This window comes from Paraglaciecola sp. (genome assembly GCF_030730205.1).
Taxonomy (GTDB): domain Bacteria; phylum Pseudomonadota; class Gammaproteobacteria; order Enterobacterales; family Alteromonadaceae; genus Paraglaciecola.
Genome location: NZ_JANQVQ010000300.1, coordinates 1 through 17,074 on the forward strand (window position 1 = coordinate 1; position 17,074 = coordinate 17,074).

17 protein-coding genes are annotated in these 17,074 nt (G+C 40.8%); 8 read left to right on the top strand and 9 right to left on the bottom strand.

Annotation, left to right across the window (positions count from 1 at the left end):
- The coding region (locus tag NWQ57_RS19280) for a dienelactone hydrolase family protein (protein ID WP_306023811.1) at positions 1-646 on the top strand (646 nt) is incomplete at its 5' end.
- A 20-nt stretch (positions 647-666) separates the two neighbouring features.
- Entirely contained in the window at positions 667-1,530 is an 864-nt protein-coding gene (locus NWQ57_RS19285) for a hypothetical protein (RefSeq protein WP_306023812.1), read from the top strand.
- 91 nt (positions 1,531-1,621) lie between these two features.
- On the opposite strand, the gene NWQ57_RS19290 is transcribed toward NWQ57_RS19285, so the two are convergent.
- Complete coding sequence (locus tag NWQ57_RS19290; RefSeq protein WP_306023813.1) at positions 1,622-2,215, bottom strand: HAD family hydrolase; 594 nt, start codon at positions 2,213-2,215, stop codon at positions 1,622-1,624.
- A 92-nt stretch (positions 2,216-2,307) separates the two neighbouring features.
- Positions 2,308-3,669: a M24 family metallopeptidase gene (locus tag NWQ57_RS19295; protein WP_306023814.1), complete on the bottom strand. Its 1,362-nt coding sequence runs from the start codon at positions 3,667-3,669 to the stop codon at positions 2,308-2,310.
- A 116-nt stretch (positions 3,670-3,785) separates the two neighbouring features.
- Here NWQ57_RS19295 and ansA point away from each other — a divergent pair, with 116 nt between their 5' ends.
- Positions 3,786-4,793 (top strand): asparaginase, encoded by a 1,008-nt coding sequence (gene ansA / locus NWQ57_RS19300; RefSeq protein WP_306023815.1) that lies wholly within the window; start codon positions 3,786-3,788, stop codon positions 4,791-4,793.
- Between the two features lie 165 nt (positions 4,794-4,958).
- Here the strand turns inward: ansA and NWQ57_RS19305 are convergent, their stop codons facing one another.
- The 4 genes from NWQ57_RS19305 to prmB form a co-directional block, all read right to left on the bottom strand.
- Positions 4,959-5,165 (bottom strand): cold-shock protein, encoded by a 207-nt coding sequence (locus tag NWQ57_RS19305; protein WP_068379496.1) that lies wholly within the window; start codon positions 5,163-5,165, stop codon positions 4,959-4,961.
- Between the two features lie 385 nt (positions 5,166-5,550).
- A complete protein-coding gene (locus NWQ57_RS19310; RefSeq protein ID WP_372340949.1) occupies positions 5,551-6,729 on the bottom strand; it encodes an MFS transporter in 1,179 nt (392 codons plus the stop codon).
- Between the two features lie 13 nt (positions 6,730-6,742).
- A complete protein-coding gene (gene aroC, locus NWQ57_RS19315; protein ID WP_306023817.1) occupies positions 6,743-7,843 on the bottom strand; it encodes a chorismate synthase in 1,101 nt (366 codons plus the stop codon).
- Between the two features lie 88 nt (positions 7,844-7,931).
- Positions 7,932-8,870, bottom strand: coding sequence for a 50S ribosomal protein L3 N(5)-glutamine methyltransferase (gene prmB / locus NWQ57_RS19320; RefSeq protein WP_306023818.1), 939 nt, complete (start codon positions 8,868-8,870; stop codon positions 7,932-7,934).
- Positions 8,871-8,973: 103 nt separating this feature from the next.
- Here prmB and smrB point away from each other — a divergent pair, with 103 nt between their 5' ends.
- The 5 genes from smrB to NWQ57_RS19345 all read left to right on the top strand — a co-directional run bounded on the left by smrB (position 8,974) and on the right by NWQ57_RS19345 (position 14,154).
- Positions 8,974-9,549, top strand: a complete 576-nt coding sequence (gene smrB, locus NWQ57_RS19325) for an endonuclease SmrB (RefSeq protein WP_306023819.1) — start codon at positions 8,974-8,976, stop codon at positions 9,547-9,549.
- Between the two features lie 193 nt (positions 9,550-9,742).
- Complete coding sequence (locus tag NWQ57_RS19330) at positions 9,743-10,315, top strand: response regulator (RefSeq protein WP_306023820.1); 573 nt, start codon at positions 9,743-9,745, stop codon at positions 10,313-10,315.
- 27 nt (positions 10,316-10,342) lie between these two features.
- Positions 10,343-11,164: a phosphate/phosphite/phosphonate ABC transporter substrate-binding protein gene (locus tag NWQ57_RS19335; protein WP_306023821.1), complete on the top strand. Its 822-nt coding sequence runs from the start codon at positions 10,343-10,345 to the stop codon at positions 11,162-11,164.
- A gap of 30 nt (positions 11,165-11,194) precedes the next feature.
- Positions 11,195-12,826: an ATP-binding protein gene (locus NWQ57_RS19340; RefSeq protein WP_306023822.1), complete on the top strand. Its 1,632-nt coding sequence runs from the start codon at positions 11,195-11,197 to the stop codon at positions 12,824-12,826.
- Positions 12,827-12,876: 50 nt separating this feature from the next.
- Positions 12,877-14,154, top strand: coding sequence for a response regulator (locus NWQ57_RS19345; RefSeq protein WP_306023823.1), 1,278 nt, complete (start codon positions 12,877-12,879; stop codon positions 14,152-14,154).
- A 22-nt stretch (positions 14,155-14,176) separates the two neighbouring features.
- On the opposite strand, the gene NWQ57_RS19350 is transcribed toward NWQ57_RS19345, so the two are convergent.
- The 3 genes from NWQ57_RS19350 to NWQ57_RS19360 all read right to left on the bottom strand — a co-directional run bounded on the left by NWQ57_RS19350 (position 14,177) and on the right by NWQ57_RS19360 (position 17,000).
- The gene (locus NWQ57_RS19350) at positions 14,177-15,673 is read right to left on the bottom strand and encodes a sensor histidine kinase (RefSeq protein ID WP_306023824.1); all 1,497 of its coding nucleotides are present in this window, start codon (positions 15,671-15,673) and stop codon (positions 14,177-14,179) included.
- Positions 15,670-16,212, bottom strand: a complete 543-nt coding sequence (locus tag NWQ57_RS19355; protein ID WP_306023825.1) for a heme NO-binding domain-containing protein — start codon at positions 16,210-16,212, stop codon at positions 15,670-15,672. Before NWQ57_RS19355 ends, NWQ57_RS19350 begins: the two co-directional genes overlap by 4 nt.
- Before the next feature lie 143 nt (positions 16,213-16,355).
- A complete protein-coding gene (locus NWQ57_RS19360) occupies positions 16,356-17,000 on the bottom strand; it encodes a hypothetical protein (RefSeq protein WP_306023826.1) in 645 nt (214 codons plus the stop codon).
- Positions 17,001-17,074: the final 74 nt, after the last annotated feature.

Below are 17,074 nucleotides of genomic sequence, written 5' to 3' on the forward strand. Positions count from 1 at the left end.
CAATGCCATTATTTTTTATTCTGAAATTTTTCAGCTAACCGCTCCTATTGCACGCAGTGCGGCCATTTTAGCTAGTCATGGTTTTGTCGTTTTAGTGCCTGAGATTTTTCATGAACTCAATCCCATTGGCACCGTCCTGGCGTATGATGATGCAGGAAAAGATAAAGGTAACGCAGACAAATTCGCTAAGCCTTTAGAACATCACGACAGTGATACTCAAGCCATGATTGACTATCTCGGTGCTCAATGCTTTTTTGCGAATAAAGTGTTTAGCATGGGGGTGTGTATTGGAGGCCACTTAGCGTTTAGGGCAGCATTGAATACCAGTATTAAAGGCGCATTTTGCCTCTACCCTACCGACATTCATTCCAATACTTTACCCTGTGCACCAAACAACGATAGTTTAAGTCGAAGTAAAGACATTTGCTGTCCTTTGGTACTTGTATTTGGCAAACAAGATCCTCACGTGCCGCCTGAAGGTAGACACTTGATCTACCGCACATTAAGTGAAAGTAAGCAAGATTTTAGCTGGCACGAATTTAACGCTCAGCATGCCTTTATGCGTGATGAAGGAGAACGATATGACGCTGCCTTAGCTCTGCGCTGCTATAGTATGGCAGTGGATTTTTTTCAGCAAATGACCTAGCTTTCTAGGACTATACAATTATGACACCATCGTTAAAATTGCATCTAGTTTGCTTTTTGTTAGCAGCTAGCTTCGTTTCAACGGTGCAAGCAAATCACGGTCAAGCAAGTAGTCCGCAACAATCTTCTGCGCCTTATAGAAAGCCACTGGCACATCAATTTCGAATCCATGGTTTAAACCGATTTTCGGGCCCACAAAAAGAACTGCTCCGTGAATGGCTAAAAATGGGCGTGGGCTATACAAGAAATACCCTAGGCGTCTATCCAAGGCGTCTCGAACTGTATGTTTACCCTAGACCATCAAACCAACCCGTGCCATGGGCGCACACGCGAAGAGATGCCCAAGAGAGTATTCATTTTTATGTCGATACACGTTTCGATTTAACTGACTTTATAAATGATTGGACCATATACCATGAGCTTGCTCACCTTTCTATACCTTACGTGGGTGAAAGCTATGCGTGGTTTTCAGAAGGGTTCGCCAGTTATATGCAATATCAGATTATGGCGCAAAATAAAGTGCTTAAAGACAGTTTAAAGCAAGCCTATAGCAATAAAATTGCGCCCCACTTAAGCCTTTTCGACGTCATTGACACACCTGCAAATGTGGCGAGTAAACTGATGGACAATAGAAACTTTCCTGCAGCGTATTGGGGCGGAGCTTACTTTTTTGTATTAGCTGAGCATCAGTTGCGAGCTAAGCATCAATTAACCTTAGTTGAACTTATCGCCAATTATCAAACTGCGGGCAGATTGACAGATGACAGCGTGCATGCACTCGTCAGGTCTTGGGATGAATTAATCAACGACACGTTGTTTGTCGATTTATTAAATCGCTTCACACAAGTTCCCGCTAGAGATATTTATCCAGCTCACTTTAATTAATTCAAACTCGATATTTGTATAAAGAACTGGGTGACTCATGCTTGGAGGAGCCTGTTGTTTGACTCGAACACTTAGCATATCGGCATCAAAACTACGTCTTAATTAGGCCAGTAAATTGATCGAAGTGATTGAAAACCCAATGAGCTAAATGGGCGTAATTGGGTACCTCGTTTGGCGCATAAAGCCCCGCAAACATATCCGCATTATTTGCAGCTTGAATGTCGTAGAGGTAATCACCAATATAGGCAACCTGCTGAACAGGCAATCCCCAGTCCTTCGCTATTTTTAATAAAGCATTAGGATTAGGTTTTGGTGGCGCGTCCTCTCGCGTGATAACAGTATCAACAACAAGCTTATTATTTTTTAACTTGTGCAATGTGGCTTGTTTACTGTTGCGGGTCACAATGGCGATAGGAATTTGTCTTTTTTTTAAGCTTGCTATTGCTTGCTCTGCACCGCTTATCCACATTGAGTCTTGGGCATCAGCCATTTCATGAGCGAGCACCACTTGATTCGCAACCTCTTGAGTCTGAGCGGGCAAGCCGGCAATAAAACTCAACACATCAAGATGCGAAGGACAGTGTATTTGTTCACGTATGACTTTAAAATCGAGGCTGGATGTTAATAAAGTGCCATCTAAGTCAAAAATAATACCTTTAATTACGTCCAGTGGTTGGTGAAACATCAAAACGCTCTCTGCTAGTTATAATTAATAGCCTCTTACGTAAGTCATGGAATAAAAGACGCATGTAAACCAAGTAAGCCTCGGAGTTGCTATTATTCACTGCTAATAAGATGAAATTGTTTTTGCCTACCGTGCAGGTATTCTACTTTCTCGCCATCAAAAAATGCCTCTTCTTCTAACATTATCCGAATTTCTTTTTGCCATTCAGGTATAAATGTCGCAGCGTTTAATTCGATAGAATACGCGGTGTTTGCATGTAAGGGATAATCACCTTCACCTGGCACACCACCTTGTGAGTCCCACATACCGAGGGTCGTGCCAGCAGCATGACCATGAAAACCAATAGGATGAGTATAGATTGCGGGCTTGATTCCTTGGTCGATAGCTTGACGGCGAGACATTGCTAACACTTCGTTTCCAGTGCGCCCCTCTTTAAAGTTGGCGATAAAAATATCCTGTAATTTATTACCGTTGGCTAAGGCTTTTTTTAAGTATTCTGGTGCATCTTTTTCGCCCTTTTTTAGCACATAAGCATGTTGCTGCTGATCAGTATTTAAACGTAAGTACGTGATACCAAAATCGAGATGTAGTAAATCGCCTGGCATAATGGTTTGTAATTCAGGGCGTTTACTAAACGCTTGTAACTGATCAAACTTTTCATCAGAAGCACGCTGAATCGACACGGTTGGATGAAACCAGGTTTGCAGTTTTAACGCTGCGACCTTTTCACGTAACCACCAAACTACGTCCTCTGTGGTGGTCAGCCCCGGCGTAATCACGTCATTTGAGAAAGCTTGCGCCACAATATTGTGACTTAACTTAACGATACTCGGGTAAACCTCCATTTCTTGCTCACTTCGGGTTTCTAACCAAGCAATCGCTAATGGCTCTGAGGATACTATTTTGCTTTGCAAGTTTGCGCCAAGTGCTGTTTTGAATTCTTCATATTCAGTTGCAGTTAAACCGTCCGCCAAGGCCACAGTTGTAGATTTATTCAAGGCTATCTTTTGCGGATTTTTTTGTTTGATCAATTCAACCAAACTATCCCATTGATTGGGCTGTTGTTCTTTATCCCACGATTTACGAAACATAGTATCAACATTATACCGAGCAACCGCTAAGCGCTCGATGGCTTGAAAATTACCCTCTTCATCCTTACCGGGGTCAAACAACACTAATATTGTCCGGCGTCTAGCTGATAACCAATTTGCAGGCAACATGGTTTTGAGTACAGGGTCTTCATTATATTCACGGGATATTAGGATCCACATATCAATGCCTTCTCGGCGCATTAATGTAGGAAGTAAGTTTTCTAGTCGATCATCCAAGTGAGTATCAATAACTTGAGCACGGTCTCGCAGACTAAGTATTCCATTATTGTCTTTGTCTGCAAATGCAGGTTGAAGCCAAATAAGCGAAAAAGTAACGAGTAGCTTTGTCCATTTTGTTGTCATTATTGTTTGCCTGTATTCAATTTTTTACTGTAAGTGCGTTTTATGTAAAAGCAAAACTTTGGCTTCAGATTAACACTCAGCGTACAATAACTGAAACAGCAAAAGAACTAAGCATTATGAAAAAAACAATCTATGTGGCCTACACTGGTGGCACCATTGGCATGCGCCCCTCAGCTCAAGGATACGTGCCAGCGGCAGGTTTTTTATCAGCAACGCTGGCGAAAATGCCTGAGTTTCACCGCGCAGAAATGCCATCTTTCACTATTCATGAATATGATGAACTTATCGACTCCTCAGATATGGATCCAACTGACTGGCAGCAGATTGCCGATGATATAGCGCAGAACTATCATTTATATGATGGATTCATCATATTACATGGCACCGATACCATGGCTTATACCGCTTCAGCCCTATCATTTATGTTAGAGGATTTAGGTAAGCCAGTCATTGTAACGGGCTCACAAATACCTTTGGCAGAACTGCGCTCAGATGGACAAGTTAATTTACTTAACGCTCTGTACATTGCTGCTAACTTCCCTATTCCTGAAGTGACTTTATTTTTCAATAATCAATTATTTCGCGGAAATCGAAGTCGAAAAGTTGATGCGAATGGATTCAATGCCTTTGATTCACCCAATTTTCCAGCACTCCTCAAGGCAGGCATCAGTATTGATGTAGACGAACAACTTATAGGACTAAAACCTGAAAAGACCTTACGTGTCAGTCCAATGCGCTCTCAGCCAATTGGTGTTGTTACGCTTTACCCGGGTATTAGTGCTGATGTGTTGCGTAATACCCTACAACAACCAGTCAAAGCCTTAATATTATTAAGTTTCGGGGTCGGCAATGCCCCTAAAAATAAAGCGTTGCTTGATCAAATAAAAAACGCTGATACCCAAAAGATTATCGTTTTAAATTGCACGCAATGTATACGCGGCAAGGTTGATATGGGGGGCTATGCTAATGGCCATGCTCTTAAAGAAATTGGCGTCGTGTCAGGTACCGATATGACACCAGAAGCGGCCTTAGCTAAGCTGCATTACTTATTAAGTAAGAATTTACCTATCAATGAGATTAAACGTTTATTAATCGAAAATTTGCGGGGAGAGTTATCAAAATAATGCTCTACAAAAAACAAGGGCGCTAGGGTGTTCGTTTATAGCCAAAACAGACCTTAGTTCATTTTTTAACGGCGGTTCTGCGAGTTATCTTTGCACTTAATTTCAGACATAAAAAAAGCAAACCGAAGTTTGCTTTTTTTGGCAATACTTTAATTTAGTTAAAAATTAAAGAACTACGATATTCTCTGCTTGAGGACCTTTTTGGCCTTGAGTTACAGTGAACTCAACTTTTTGACCTTCAGTCAAAGTTTTGAAGCCAGTTCCAGTGATAGCACGGAAATGAGCGAAAACGTCAGGACCATTCTCTTGTTGAATGAAACCGAAACCTTTAGACTCGTTGAACCATTTAACTGTACCAGTAGTAGTAGACATAATTTTTCCTATAAATAAAAAGTAATTTTGCCTCAAAATGAGGCGATTTTGGTGCTGAAGCGTGTTGCAATTACTTATGATCTACAAGACGAGGTACTGCTATGGAACATCGAAACAATGTGCATAAATATCAAACTTACTTTCAAGCCTGGTTAGTATAGCCCTCCTACCACAGAGGTCAACTACTATTATTAGGTAAACTGGTCTAACAAGGCTAATTTCCCCCAACTATCTACCATTATAATCAGGGAAAGACGAGTAAAATAAGGCTTTGCACGATAAGCGCAGAATACCTAAATAGTCATTTGATTTTAAAGATTTTTTTTACAAACGTACCTCAAAAAAATAGCCAACAAACGCTATTTTAAGGTGCAAACAAATGGCGCTAAAGCGCACCATCCATGCGCTTGCGATTGATTGGTAGCAGACAAATCATAGCTAAAAATGCAGCAATAGAAGCCAATAAAAAAGTGAGCTCAGCTCCACTACCCTGATGCCAAAATTCACCTGCAGCATAACCTCCAACGGCGCCGCCAACTCCGAAAGCCAAGCTCATGTAAATTGCTTGTCCACGACTTTGAAATTTTTTGCCAAAATAATGATGAATAAAATAAATTGAGGCCGCATGAGCCATACCAAAGCTAAATGCATGTAACATCTGGCTAAATAACAACCAATAAAGGTGCTCAGCAAAAAACGCTAAAAGTCCCCATCTTACCGAGGTAAGTAACATACTTATGATTAATAAACGTTTAGCTCCAAATCGTTTAATTAGACCGCCAGCGATTACAAAGATCCCAACTTCGACCATAACCCCTGTTGCAATTAACCACCCTGTAGCTTGACCACTGTAGCCCAAGTCTTTCGCATACAATGCAAAAAAACTGTAATAAGGCCCAAAGCTCATTTGCAATAATATGCCCGATAAGATGAAGCCAATAAAGGTGGGAGTTTTCAATAATGGCCACACAGTCTGTGTAAGCTTTTTTGCCTTTCCACTTGACTGAGGCTCTGTCAGTAAGAAAGTGCTTAGAAATAACGTTAATAAAATCAACAATGTGATATAGACAGGCGCTTCAGTAGAGTAGCGATCAATCATGGCCCCTGTGGCCACGGTTAATAGAATGTAACCGATACTGCCCCATAGTCTAATCCGCCCATAACGATTCCCCTGCCCCTTTACACACGATAAGGTAATCACTTCAATTTGCGGCAAAATGGCGGTAACAAACATCATCATCAAACCAATCGCAATGCTCAAAGCCCAAAAGCTCTCTGACCAAAGTACTAAACTAAAACAGCATAAACTGAGAAAGCAACCGAGTTGCAGCATCCTAAGGTTTTTGCCAGAACTATCAGTAAATGACGACCATAGATGTGGTCCAACAATGCGTGTAAGTGTTATCAAGGCAGACAGTTGACCAATTTCAACTGATGAAAAACCCCTAGAATCCAAAAACACCCCTAAGTAGGGGACGATTGCTCCTACGTGCCCAAAATAACAAAAATAAGTAAAGGCAAGCAGAAATAGGTTTGTATTTGAAAAAGCGCGTTGTGACAAAATTGATTGTGACAGGCTAAATAGCCTGTCCAGGAATAATAGGGGTTGTATTAATCACGTCAGCGTTTTGTCCCCGATGACGTAACAAATGATCCATGATCACCAACGCCATCATGGCTTCAGCGATAGGTACGGCGCGAATTCCTACACATGGATCATGACGCCCTTTGGTAATAACTTCAGCACTTTGCCCATTAATATCGATCGTTTCGCCAGGAACACTAATGCTAGATGTTGGCTTAAGTGCCATATGCACCACCAAATCTTGTCCACTTGAGATCCCACCAAGCACGCCACCTGAGCGATTTGATTTGAAACCTTGAGGTGACATAACATCGCGATGTTCACTGCCTTTTTGCTCAACTACAGCAAAACCATCGCCAATTTCTACCCCTTTAACCGCATTTATCCCCATCATGGCATGAGCTAAGTCAGCATCAAGACGGTCAAAAATAGGTTCACCTAAACCAACAGGCATATTGGTCGCAATAACTGAGATCTTAGCGCCTATTGAATCACCTTCTTTTTTAAGGGTACGCATGTATTCATCTAAAGCCTCAAGTTTGCTGGCATCAGGACAAAAGAAAGCATTAGTATTAGTTGTACCATGATCAACGGTGTCTATTTTTATGGGGCCAAGTTGAGACAAATAGCCCAGTACTTCAATTCCTAATTTCTCTTTCAGGTATTTTTTAGCCACGCCACCAGCAGCAACACGAATAGCCGTTTCGCGCGCAGACGAACGGCCACCGCCACGGTAATCTCGTAAACCATATTTTTGTTGGTAAGTATAATCAGCGTGTCCCGGTCTGAAAGTGTCTTTGATTTTTGAATAGTCGTTACTGCGTTGATCAGTATTTTTTATCAGTAAGCCAATGCTGGTGCCAGTTGTTTTTCCCTCAAACACACCAGATAAAATTTGCACCTCATCCTCTTCGCGTCTGGCTGTAGTGTACCGTGACGTACCTGGCTTTCGTCGATCTAAGTCAACTTGTAAGTCACTTTCGTTAATCTCTAAACCTGGAGGGCAACCATCTATGATCCCACCAATTGCAATCCCATGACTTTCGCCAAAGGTGGTAACTGTAAACAGTTTGCCGAAAGTATTACCCGCCATTATCTATTTCCTATTCTTTCACTTTAAATTTATATCTGGCCAATGCATCTTGACTGGCTTTACGACTTGTAAAATTTATTCTTTAATTTCAATGTTGCACTGAATGCCAATATTCCACTAAATCGGTTTTGTTAATAGCAAAAATACCACTGCCACCATTTTCAAATTCTACCCAAGTAATGGGTAAATCAGGGTATTTAATTGGCATATGCACTTCACTATTTCCTACTTCCACAAATAACCAGCCCCCCTCTGCTAAAAATTCAGGCGCTTGACGAAGTATATTGTCAACCAAGTCCAAGCCATCTTCACCAGCAGCTAGTGCAAGTTCTGGCTCGTGATGATACTCATCGGGTAAATCATCCATATCTTCTGCATCAACATAGGGAGGATTGCAGACGATAAGATCGTAACTTTGACCTTTTAAAGCCGTCATCAAATCAGATTGAATTGGAAAGACTCTTTCAGCTAAACCGTGTTCATTAATATTTATTTCGGCAACATCAAGTGCTTCAGAGCTAATATCTACCGCATCAACTTGCGAGTTTTCAAAGGCATAGGCCAAAGCGATTGCAATACAACCCCCACCAGTGCACAAATCTAAAATGGTGACGGGTTCATACGTTAACCAGGCATCAAACTTATTTTTTATCAACTCAGCAAAGGGAGAACGTGGAATTAAAACCCGTTCATCGACGAAGAAAGGCAGATCACAAAACCACGCTTGGTTGGTTAAATAGGCGGCCGGTATTCTTTCATTTACTCGTCGCAATATCATCGCAATTACGTTAATTTTTTCAACTGACGTTAGGCGACTATGAAACAATTGATCTCCTGTTTGGAGCGGCAAATTCTGTGGTAAATGTAAAAGCTGCAAAACCAAGCTGACTGCTTCATCCCAAGGATTATCTGTACCATGACCATAATAAAGGCCCGCTTCATTAAAGCGACTTACTGACCAGCGCACCACGTCAAGAATGGTGTCTAATTCACTGACGGTTTGTTCGATATTAATTTGATGATTCATTTTGTAATGTTTACTTGTTTAATGTTTGGATTGGCTTATGCCTATGTGTCAAACTGCGCTTTCACGAATTTCATTTTAGATAAATTGCCAATACATAATTTTGATGAAAGATAAAATACTAAAACAAAGTGCTTTATTACCCTCTGCTGACAAAGAGCTATTTAATCAGGAGTTTGGGGATATTGTACCTATAATTCAGGACAAAGTACCGCCTCAACGCCGTTCCGGCAAGAACATTTGGGAAGGTAAAAGAAAAAATACTGCTAACAGCAAACAAATAAAACAAGCCTCAGCCAGTTTTGTTTTTTCTGATGGTTTTGAAGCTTATTTTAATCCCGATGAAAAAATTAAGTATGTAAAACCAGGCTCCGATACTCAAGCAATTAAGCGTTTGGCAAGGGGTGACTACGCGCCAGAATACCTGCTTGACTTACACGGTTTAAAGCAAGAAGAGGCAAAACTAGAAATAGCGGCTCTTTTATTTACTGCGCAGAAGCAACAGGCTAATTGCGTCAATATTATGCACGGTATCGGTAAACACATCCTGAAGAAAAGTGTGCCAAACTGGTTAATACAGCATCCTAACGTACTGGCGTTTCATCAAGCACCAAAAGAATGGGGCGGCAAGTCTGCCTTACTAGTGCTTTTAGACGTTCCTTCTGAATTCGATAAAAACTAACTCTTTTTCCTCAATTTCTCGATTCCCCTCTCATATATTGATAAAAACGCTATACCTTATTTACCACATTAAATACCTTGAGCTCCTGTGTAATTACAGAACTGCAGCATCAAACCACAAAAGTCATACTTGTCGCACTTGTCACAACAAAGCTTCAATGTTAGGATTCGGCTGTGATAAAAGAGGACAAACAGTGAAAAACACTAAATTTTTGACTACGGGCGAGATAGCTATCTATTGCGATGTAAATCTTCGCACCGTCATCCGTTGGATAGACAAAGGGAGTTTGAAAGGCTATAAATTACCTGGTGGTGGTAACAACAGGGTAAAAATGGAAGATTTTATTGATTTTTTACATAGCAACAATTTACCCATTCCTGATGAGTTAGCACCAAGCAAAACTAAGATACTTATTATTGATGACGAACCTGAAGTCGCCAAAGCAATAAAACGAGTAACCACGCGAGCAGGTTACGATGTAATAGTAGCCTGCGGTGGTTTTCAAGCAGGTACCATGCTGGCACTGCACAAGCCCGCTCTAATGACTCTTGATCTGAGTATGCCAGGATTAGATGGCTTTGATGTGATCCAATTTACAAAGCAAGAAAGCAGTATTGCGCATACCAAAATATTGGTCATCTCTGCTTTAAATCAAGAAAGTCTTGGTAAGGCCCTGCAAATGGGAGCTGATGCCGTGCTATCTAAGCCCTTTAGTCATGCAGAGCTGCTCGACAGTATCACGACACTTTTAGCTCACGAGGATTGATCACTGGGCAAGACACAGGGGACTAAAATGAAAACAATTTTTCTCGTTACCCAGTTATGGTTAAGTACCTTGGCTTATGCATTAAGCACTGAAGAATCAGACACGCTTTTATTCGCTATAGTACCGCAACAATCTGCCGAGAGACTGGTAGCCGGTTGGAGCCCTATACTGCAGTTATTAAGTAGTAAAACGGGGATAAACCTACAATTTGTTACCGCGCCCAATATCCCCCTATTTGAGCAACGCTTAGCGTCAGGTGATTATGATATCGCCTACATGAACCCTTACCATTTCGTTCATTTCAATCAGACATTAGGTTTTCAAGCACTAGCTCATCAAAAAGATAGAGGGATTACCGGTGTAATCGTTACACGAAAAGACTCATTGATTAATTCATTAAGTCAGTTGGCTGGGCAAACTATTGCATTTCCAGCCCCAGCTGCATTTGCCGCAACCTTATTACCTAGAGCTGAATTAAAAAAAGCCAATATTTTGTATACGGCTAGATATGTTTCATCTCACGATTCTGTTTACCTAGGGGTAGCAAAGGGCTTGTTTCCTGCAGGCGGTGGGGTTGAAACCACTTTGAACAACACACCAAAGGAAATTAGAGAGCAACTCACTATTTTGTGGCATACGGACACGTATACACCCCATGCCATTGCAACACACTCAAGAGTAACAGAAACGATACGAACCAAACTTCAACAAGCACTGTTTGAACTAGATCAGGATCCAGAAGGCAGACGTTTATTATCAGCACTTAATATTACCGGTTTTCAATCAGCAAGTAATGATTCATGGAATGATGTAAAAGCCCTTGAGCTAAACTTGTTAAGCCATCAGTGATGTAATAAAGCAGATGGACAAACTCAGACCATGAGGATCTCAATACGCAATAAAACCATCTTGGGTATTGCAGCAATTGAAGCAGTACTACTTATTATCATAGTGATTACAGTTGTACATTTTATGCACACCACAGCAAACGACAACTTAGTTAAAAGAGCTATCACCACGGCGACTTTATTTGCCACACTTAGCAAAAACGCAGTGCTGTCTTATGATATAGCGTCTATTTATGATTTTGTAGACGAAGTCCTCGAAAATCCAGATATTAAATATGCCAGAGTATTAGGGGTTAAGGGGGTATTATTTGCTGAAGATGGAGATAACCAACATTTAGGGCGGCCCTTCAAAGAAGATACGCAAGTTTCAGACGTAGATGACGACATATTTGATACCTACGCAGAGATAAGTGTCAATGGGGAAATTTATGGTAGAGTCGAAATTGGTATTAGTGTCAACAGCATTCAGCGTTCCATCGATAAAGTAACACAGTTGACAACCAGTTTGGCGATTGTCGAGATTATCTTGGTGGCACTGTTCTCATACATTCTCGGCAGCTATTTAACGCGCCAACTCAATATACTGCGACAATCAGCTACCGCTATTTCTAAAAGTGCCGTTGATGGTAAATTTAAGTTGATAGAAGTAAACCCAAGCACCAAAGATGAAATTACCGACGTTAATAAAGCCTTCAATCAGCTGATCCTTACCTTGCAAACAGAGTATTTTAAAAGAGAGCACTATCAACGTGAATTAGTAGATTTGAACGCTCAGCTTGAAACTAAAATAAAACGTCGTACAGAGCGCTTGAGTGAAAAAAATGAACAATTAGAAGAAAGCAATAAATTACTAAAAAGTGCTCAACAGCAATTGCTTCATGCCGAAAAGATGGCGTCAATTGGACAACTAGCAGCCGGCGTGGCACACGAGATCAATAACCCTATTGGCTTTGTTATCAGTAACATTAATACCCTTGAAGAATACGTTACCAGTTATATTACCTTATCTCAGTATGTCTTAAGTTGGCTCGCACAAAACCCAAATGTTGATGCTCACATAGCTTCAACATTAACATCCTTAGTTCAAGACAATGATTTTGAGTTTATTAACAGCGATGTGCTCAATTTACTGTCTGAGTCATCAGAGGGACTACAAAGGGTAAATGATATCGTCAAAGGATTGAGCCAGTTTGCTCGGATTGACAGTGAAACCAAGCAGCTTTTTGACATCAACAAGTGTATTCGCACTTCGTTAAGAATGCTTAACAATGAATTGAAATATCACTGTGAAGTTGAATTAGCCCTTACTGAGCTGCCTCTTATGCAAATGAATGTAGGAAAAATTACTCAGGTGTTAACTAATTTATTAGTCAATGCGAGTCACGCGATTGAAGATAAAGGCACCATCCGCGTGAGTAGCCAAATACTCGACAATACGGTAATCGTTACTGTGTGTGATACCGGCAAGGGCATCAAAACAGAACATTTAAGTAGCATTTTTAATCCTTTTTTTACCACCAAGCCTGAAGACAAAGGAACCGGTTTGGGTTTATCCATTTCTTATGATATTGCCAAAGAACATGGTGGGATGATAGCGGTTGAGAGTACGGAAGGAGAAGGCAGTTGCTTCTCTTTGCATCTCCCCTTATCAAGCATGGACTAAACTAACAAAATAAAGCAGTTCAACCTTTTTAGATGTATTGGGAGTTAGAAATGGCCGACGTATTACAACCCTCCAAAGCGAACATGACGGTGTTATGTGTTGATGATGAAGCTAATATCCTCAGCTCAATGAAACGACTTTTACACAAGCAACCCTACAAGGTACTGCTAGCGGATAGTGGCGCAAAAGCGATTGAATTAATAAAAACAGAAAAAATTCATCTGATTATTTCTGATATGAAAATGCCCGCTATGTCTGGCGCTCAGCTACTTGAAAAAATAGCATCAGCAATGCCCGACTGTTATCGCATTCTATTAACTGGCTTTGCTGATATGGCATCGGTTATAGAAGCCGTTAACAAAGGTAAAATCCATCGCTATTTACAAAAGCCATGGGACAATGACGAATTAATCGCCTCGATAGATGAAGGCTTAAACCTAGTGAGTTTGAAAGAAGAAAATCACCGTTTAACCCACCTCATTAGCAAGCAGAACAAACAACTAAAGTTATTAAACCAAAGTTTGGACGAAAAGGTCCAGTTGCGCACAAAACAAATTCGAATAGCCCTGAAACGAATAGAAAAGAACACCTTTGAAACACATAAAGTGTTATACAACCTTATTGGTATTAATCCCCATCTCGATGGTGGTTTTGCCCACTGTGTTAGCGAATTAGCGACTAAGGTTGCCTTAGAGCTGAAGCTCAGCCAAGAACAAATTACCGATATTAAACTCGCTGGTTTGTTGTGTGAAATCGGCCTACTAGGTCTTGATACCGCGGTCTATAGTCGTCCTTTCTCTGAGTTAAATTTCAATCAACAACAGGAGTTCATCGACCAAACTAAAATGGCTGAGTTAATTCTAAGCCCAGCAAGTCATTTGCACGGAGTAGTTGAGATCATCACTAATCAATTCGAGTATTTTAATGGTACCGGCCACAACAAATTAGCTGGGCAGCAGATACCTATCGGCGCTCAAGTGCTAGCCATTGCTAGAGATTTTTGGCGCTTTAGTTTAGGCCGGATCACGGGGCATAAAATGGATATGCGAGAAGCACTTTCTGAGCTAAATAAGTTCAAGGGAACGCGTTTCAACCCAACAGTCTTAGAAGTATTGTTAGAGCATAAAGATATTATTCCGACTAAACATATTGAAGATACCATCCCCGTCCACGCACTAAAACCAGGCATGGTACTGAAGTATCAATTACTAACAGAGTCTCATATTTTGATTTTACCAGAAGGTCATGTGTTCACAGCGGCTACCATTGAAAAGCTGGTTAAATTTCAGTCGAGCCAAAGAGGACGGTTGAGTATAACAATAGAATAATGACGCCTAGGTGAGCGTTAAGCTAAATTGAAACGATAGGAAAAATCAGTTCAAAGGTGGTGCCAACATTGACTTGGGATTCGACGTGCAGCTCAACATTATGCGCTTCTAAAATTGCATAAGACACTGATAAACCCAAGCCAGTCCCCACCCCAACAGGTTTGGTGGTAAAAAATGGGGTAAACAATTTTTTTAAGGTTTTATCATCCATACCGCAGCCAGTGTCCGCTATTTTGATTGTAACCAACTTATTTGACTGCTGCGCTGAAATGCTCAACGTGCCCCCGTTGGCCATCGCATAAGCGGCGTTGACGAATAAGTTAACAAAAACCTGCTGTAATTGCCCCGAATTCCCCATCACCATTGGCGAAACCGCCGGTAGTTGATTATCTACCGTATGTTCGTACTTCAGACTATTTGCCGATATTTTCAATGCACCAACAATACTTTCATATAAAGAAACAGGCTGCAGTTCACCATTACTGTTGTGCGAGAACGTTTTTAGATTATCAACAATATCACTGACCCGATCCAAGCCTTCTATATTGGCAATAATCAATTCCTCACTATCGGACTCAATATAGGCCATATCTAACTTTTCATATAACTGCTGATAACTTAGAGCATCAATACTATCTTGCTGTTGGATTAACTGATCTATCTCTAAATGAAGTTGTCTGTAATCTTTCAAGTAGAGTTTGAGCATTTCTAAATTAGAACGAATAAAACCGATAGGATTATTAATTTCGTGTGCCACACCAGCCGCTAATTGCCCTAACGAAGCCATTTTTTCCGACTGGATAAGTTGTCTTTTGGCCTGTTCTAAACTGTTCACTGTATTTTGTAATTGAACGGTACGTTTTAAGATACGCATGTCTGTCATGCGACGTCTAATACCACTTTGTAATTGTCCTCTTACCGTCTCAAAGACATATAGTGACTCTTCGTCCACGTATTCGGTATCGTTAAAAAATGCCAGCCATATTATGCTGCCATTCGTCAGCGCAAAATTTACGTACACAAGCCAATGCAGCTCTGCGACTTCGGGGCCGAAGTTGTTATCGATAGGAGAAACCAGCCAAGTTTCAAGCGCACCATCATGATTTAGAGGCAGATATTGTATAGCTTGATCTAAAAACGCTGGGGCACTATGCCAGCCTAATTCTCGCCCCCATATCTTATTTTTGTCTAAATTGACCGGTGTGCCGTTTTTACTTATTAGAGAAAAACTATACTTCGCCTTTAGAAACATTGAGCTTAATTCAATAGTATTTGATACTAAATCTTGAAAAGATGACTCTGAGCCAACAAGCACAGACTCCTTAGCCAAAAACTCTAATTCAGCCTGCTTTTTGTTTGAATAAGCAAGAGACGTTTGTAAAGACTGGTTGGTTTGATAGATATCTCGGGAGTATTGTTCTAATTGTTGCTCAGCCATTTGCCGAGCTTTTTTTTCCCTCTCAATCTTACGCTCTAAAACCGCGATCCGACGCGCTAAATCTGCAGAGGGTGTCGTCAAATTTTTTCAACCTCAAGAACACATCGACTATCCCCATTATGCTCACATTCTTTATGGCTAACCAGCACATCTTGGTGTGTGTGCTCAGCTAAACCGTATACCATACCCTCACAAAAAAAACACAGTTTGCGGGGGGACTGATAGTGAAAGGTTAAGGTCGTTGGTGATTCGTCCAAAAAAGTAAACTCAGGCAAAATAGCATCAGGATTAAACTTTTTAACTTCAATGTGAATAACGCTTTGCACACCATGTAAAAATTCAAAGGCGTCTTTAAAATCGTGGGCTTGAGGCGGTGCTGCCGCGTAGAGTTCTTTGAATACCCATTTACCAAACGCGATTTGTGCGTCTTTCGCCGATATGTTTTTCTTAGCAACAACAAGTCCAATTAGGGTAAACAACTCTTGGTCATCATACAGACCAACTGTGGTATAAACCCCTTCACTTGGCAACTTCGCTTCAAATAATAATTCGTCCCAAAATTCATCTCCCCATAAATGTTCGATAAATTCGTTAAACTTAACAAAAACAACGCCTTTCATACTCGGTCCTCGGATTTAGTGCTAAGCCTAGAGGCATATTTTTACGTGTTGTATTAGCGCGTTAGCTCGTCTAGGTTTCACAAATACAATGGCACATTACGTATAGAAAACAAGTGTGAGCAGTCAGTTTGGCAAGGTAGTTGTTAACTAAACAGTCGCCAAAACCAACCCTCTGAGAGCTCTTCTTCGCATTTTTTCAGCTGTCCAGCATAAGTCATTGCGCGAGCTTGCACCGTTTTAGCGACTTTCTTCAACCAGGCTTTTTTATGGTATGACCCTTTTTTATATCCACCCCACCCCTCATGGTAATTAAGATATTGCTTTTCAGCGTCCCATTTTGAAACGCCATTTATTTTGTGCGTTTTTGAAATGAACCATCCCATAAAATCAATAGCATCATCAAAATCAGTCCGGTCTGCCCAAGCGTTATTTGTTTCGCGAACATAATCATCCCACGTAGGGGTTTTAGCTTGTGAGTAACCATAAGCCGTGCTGATATGCCCCCAAGGAATGAGACCAAAAAAATAATAATCTTTGGGAGGTCTTGCTTTGGCCTTAAATGAACTTTCTTGGTACATCATCGACATTGGGACATGGATAGGCACGCCCCACTTTTCACTGGCGTCTTTGGCAGCATCATACCAGTCACGTTTTTCAAAAAATATTTCGCACACATCACTGGTTATTTTAGGCGGGGTGACACTACAGGCCATTAAAAATGTACTACTGAGCAAAGAAACTAAAATAATTTTAATTTTTTTACTCTTTTTTGTGAACTTTTTGTGCATTGGCCACTCTGAATTAGCGTGTTCTAGTTTTGTGTGTGTTTTCCCTGGTAGTAGCTTTGAAGCCTGATTCGTAT

Coding starts and splice junctions, on each gene's coding strand:
- NWQ57_RS19285 (WP_306023812.1), top strand. CDS start 667: ATGACACCATCGTTAAAATTGCATCTAGTTTGCTTTTTGTTAGCAGCT.
- NWQ57_RS19290 (WP_306023813.1), bottom strand. CDS start 2,215: ATGTTTCACCAACCACTGGACGTAATTAAAGGTATTATTTTTGACTTA.
- NWQ57_RS19295 (WP_306023814.1), bottom strand. CDS start 3,669: ATGACAACAAAATGGACAAAGCTACTCGTTACTTTTTCGCTTATTTGG.
- ansA (WP_306023815.1), top strand. CDS start 3,786: ATGAAAAAAACAATCTATGTGGCCTACACTGGTGGCACCATTGGCATG.
- NWQ57_RS19305 (WP_068379496.1), bottom strand. CDS start 5,165: ATGTCTACTACTACTGGTACAGTTAAATGGTTCAACGAGTCTAAAGGT.
- aroC (WP_306023817.1), bottom strand. CDS start 7,843: ATGGCGGGTAATACTTTCGGCAAACTGTTTACAGTTACCACCTTTGGC.
- prmB (WP_306023818.1), bottom strand. CDS start 8,870: ATGAATCATCAAATTAATATCGAACAAACCGTCAGTGAATTAGACACC.
- smrB (WP_306023819.1), top strand. CDS start 8,974: ATGAAAGATAAAATACTAAAACAAAGTGCTTTATTACCCTCTGCTGAC.
- NWQ57_RS19335 (WP_306023821.1), top strand. CDS start 10,343: ATGAAAACAATTTTTCTCGTTACCCAGTTATGGTTAAGTACCTTGGCT.
- NWQ57_RS19340 (WP_306023822.1), top strand. CDS start 11,195: ATGAGGATCTCAATACGCAATAAAACCATCTTGGGTATTGCAGCAATT.
- NWQ57_RS19345 (WP_306023823.1), top strand. CDS start 12,877: ATGGCCGACGTATTACAACCCTCCAAAGCGAACATGACGGTGTTATGT.
- NWQ57_RS19355 (WP_306023825.1), bottom strand. CDS start 16,212: ATGAAAGGCGTTGTTTTTGTTAAGTTTAACGAATTTATCGAACATTTA.
- NWQ57_RS19360 (WP_306023826.1), bottom strand. CDS start 17,000: ATGCACAAAAAGTTCACAAAAAAGAGTAAAAAAATTAAAATTATTTTA.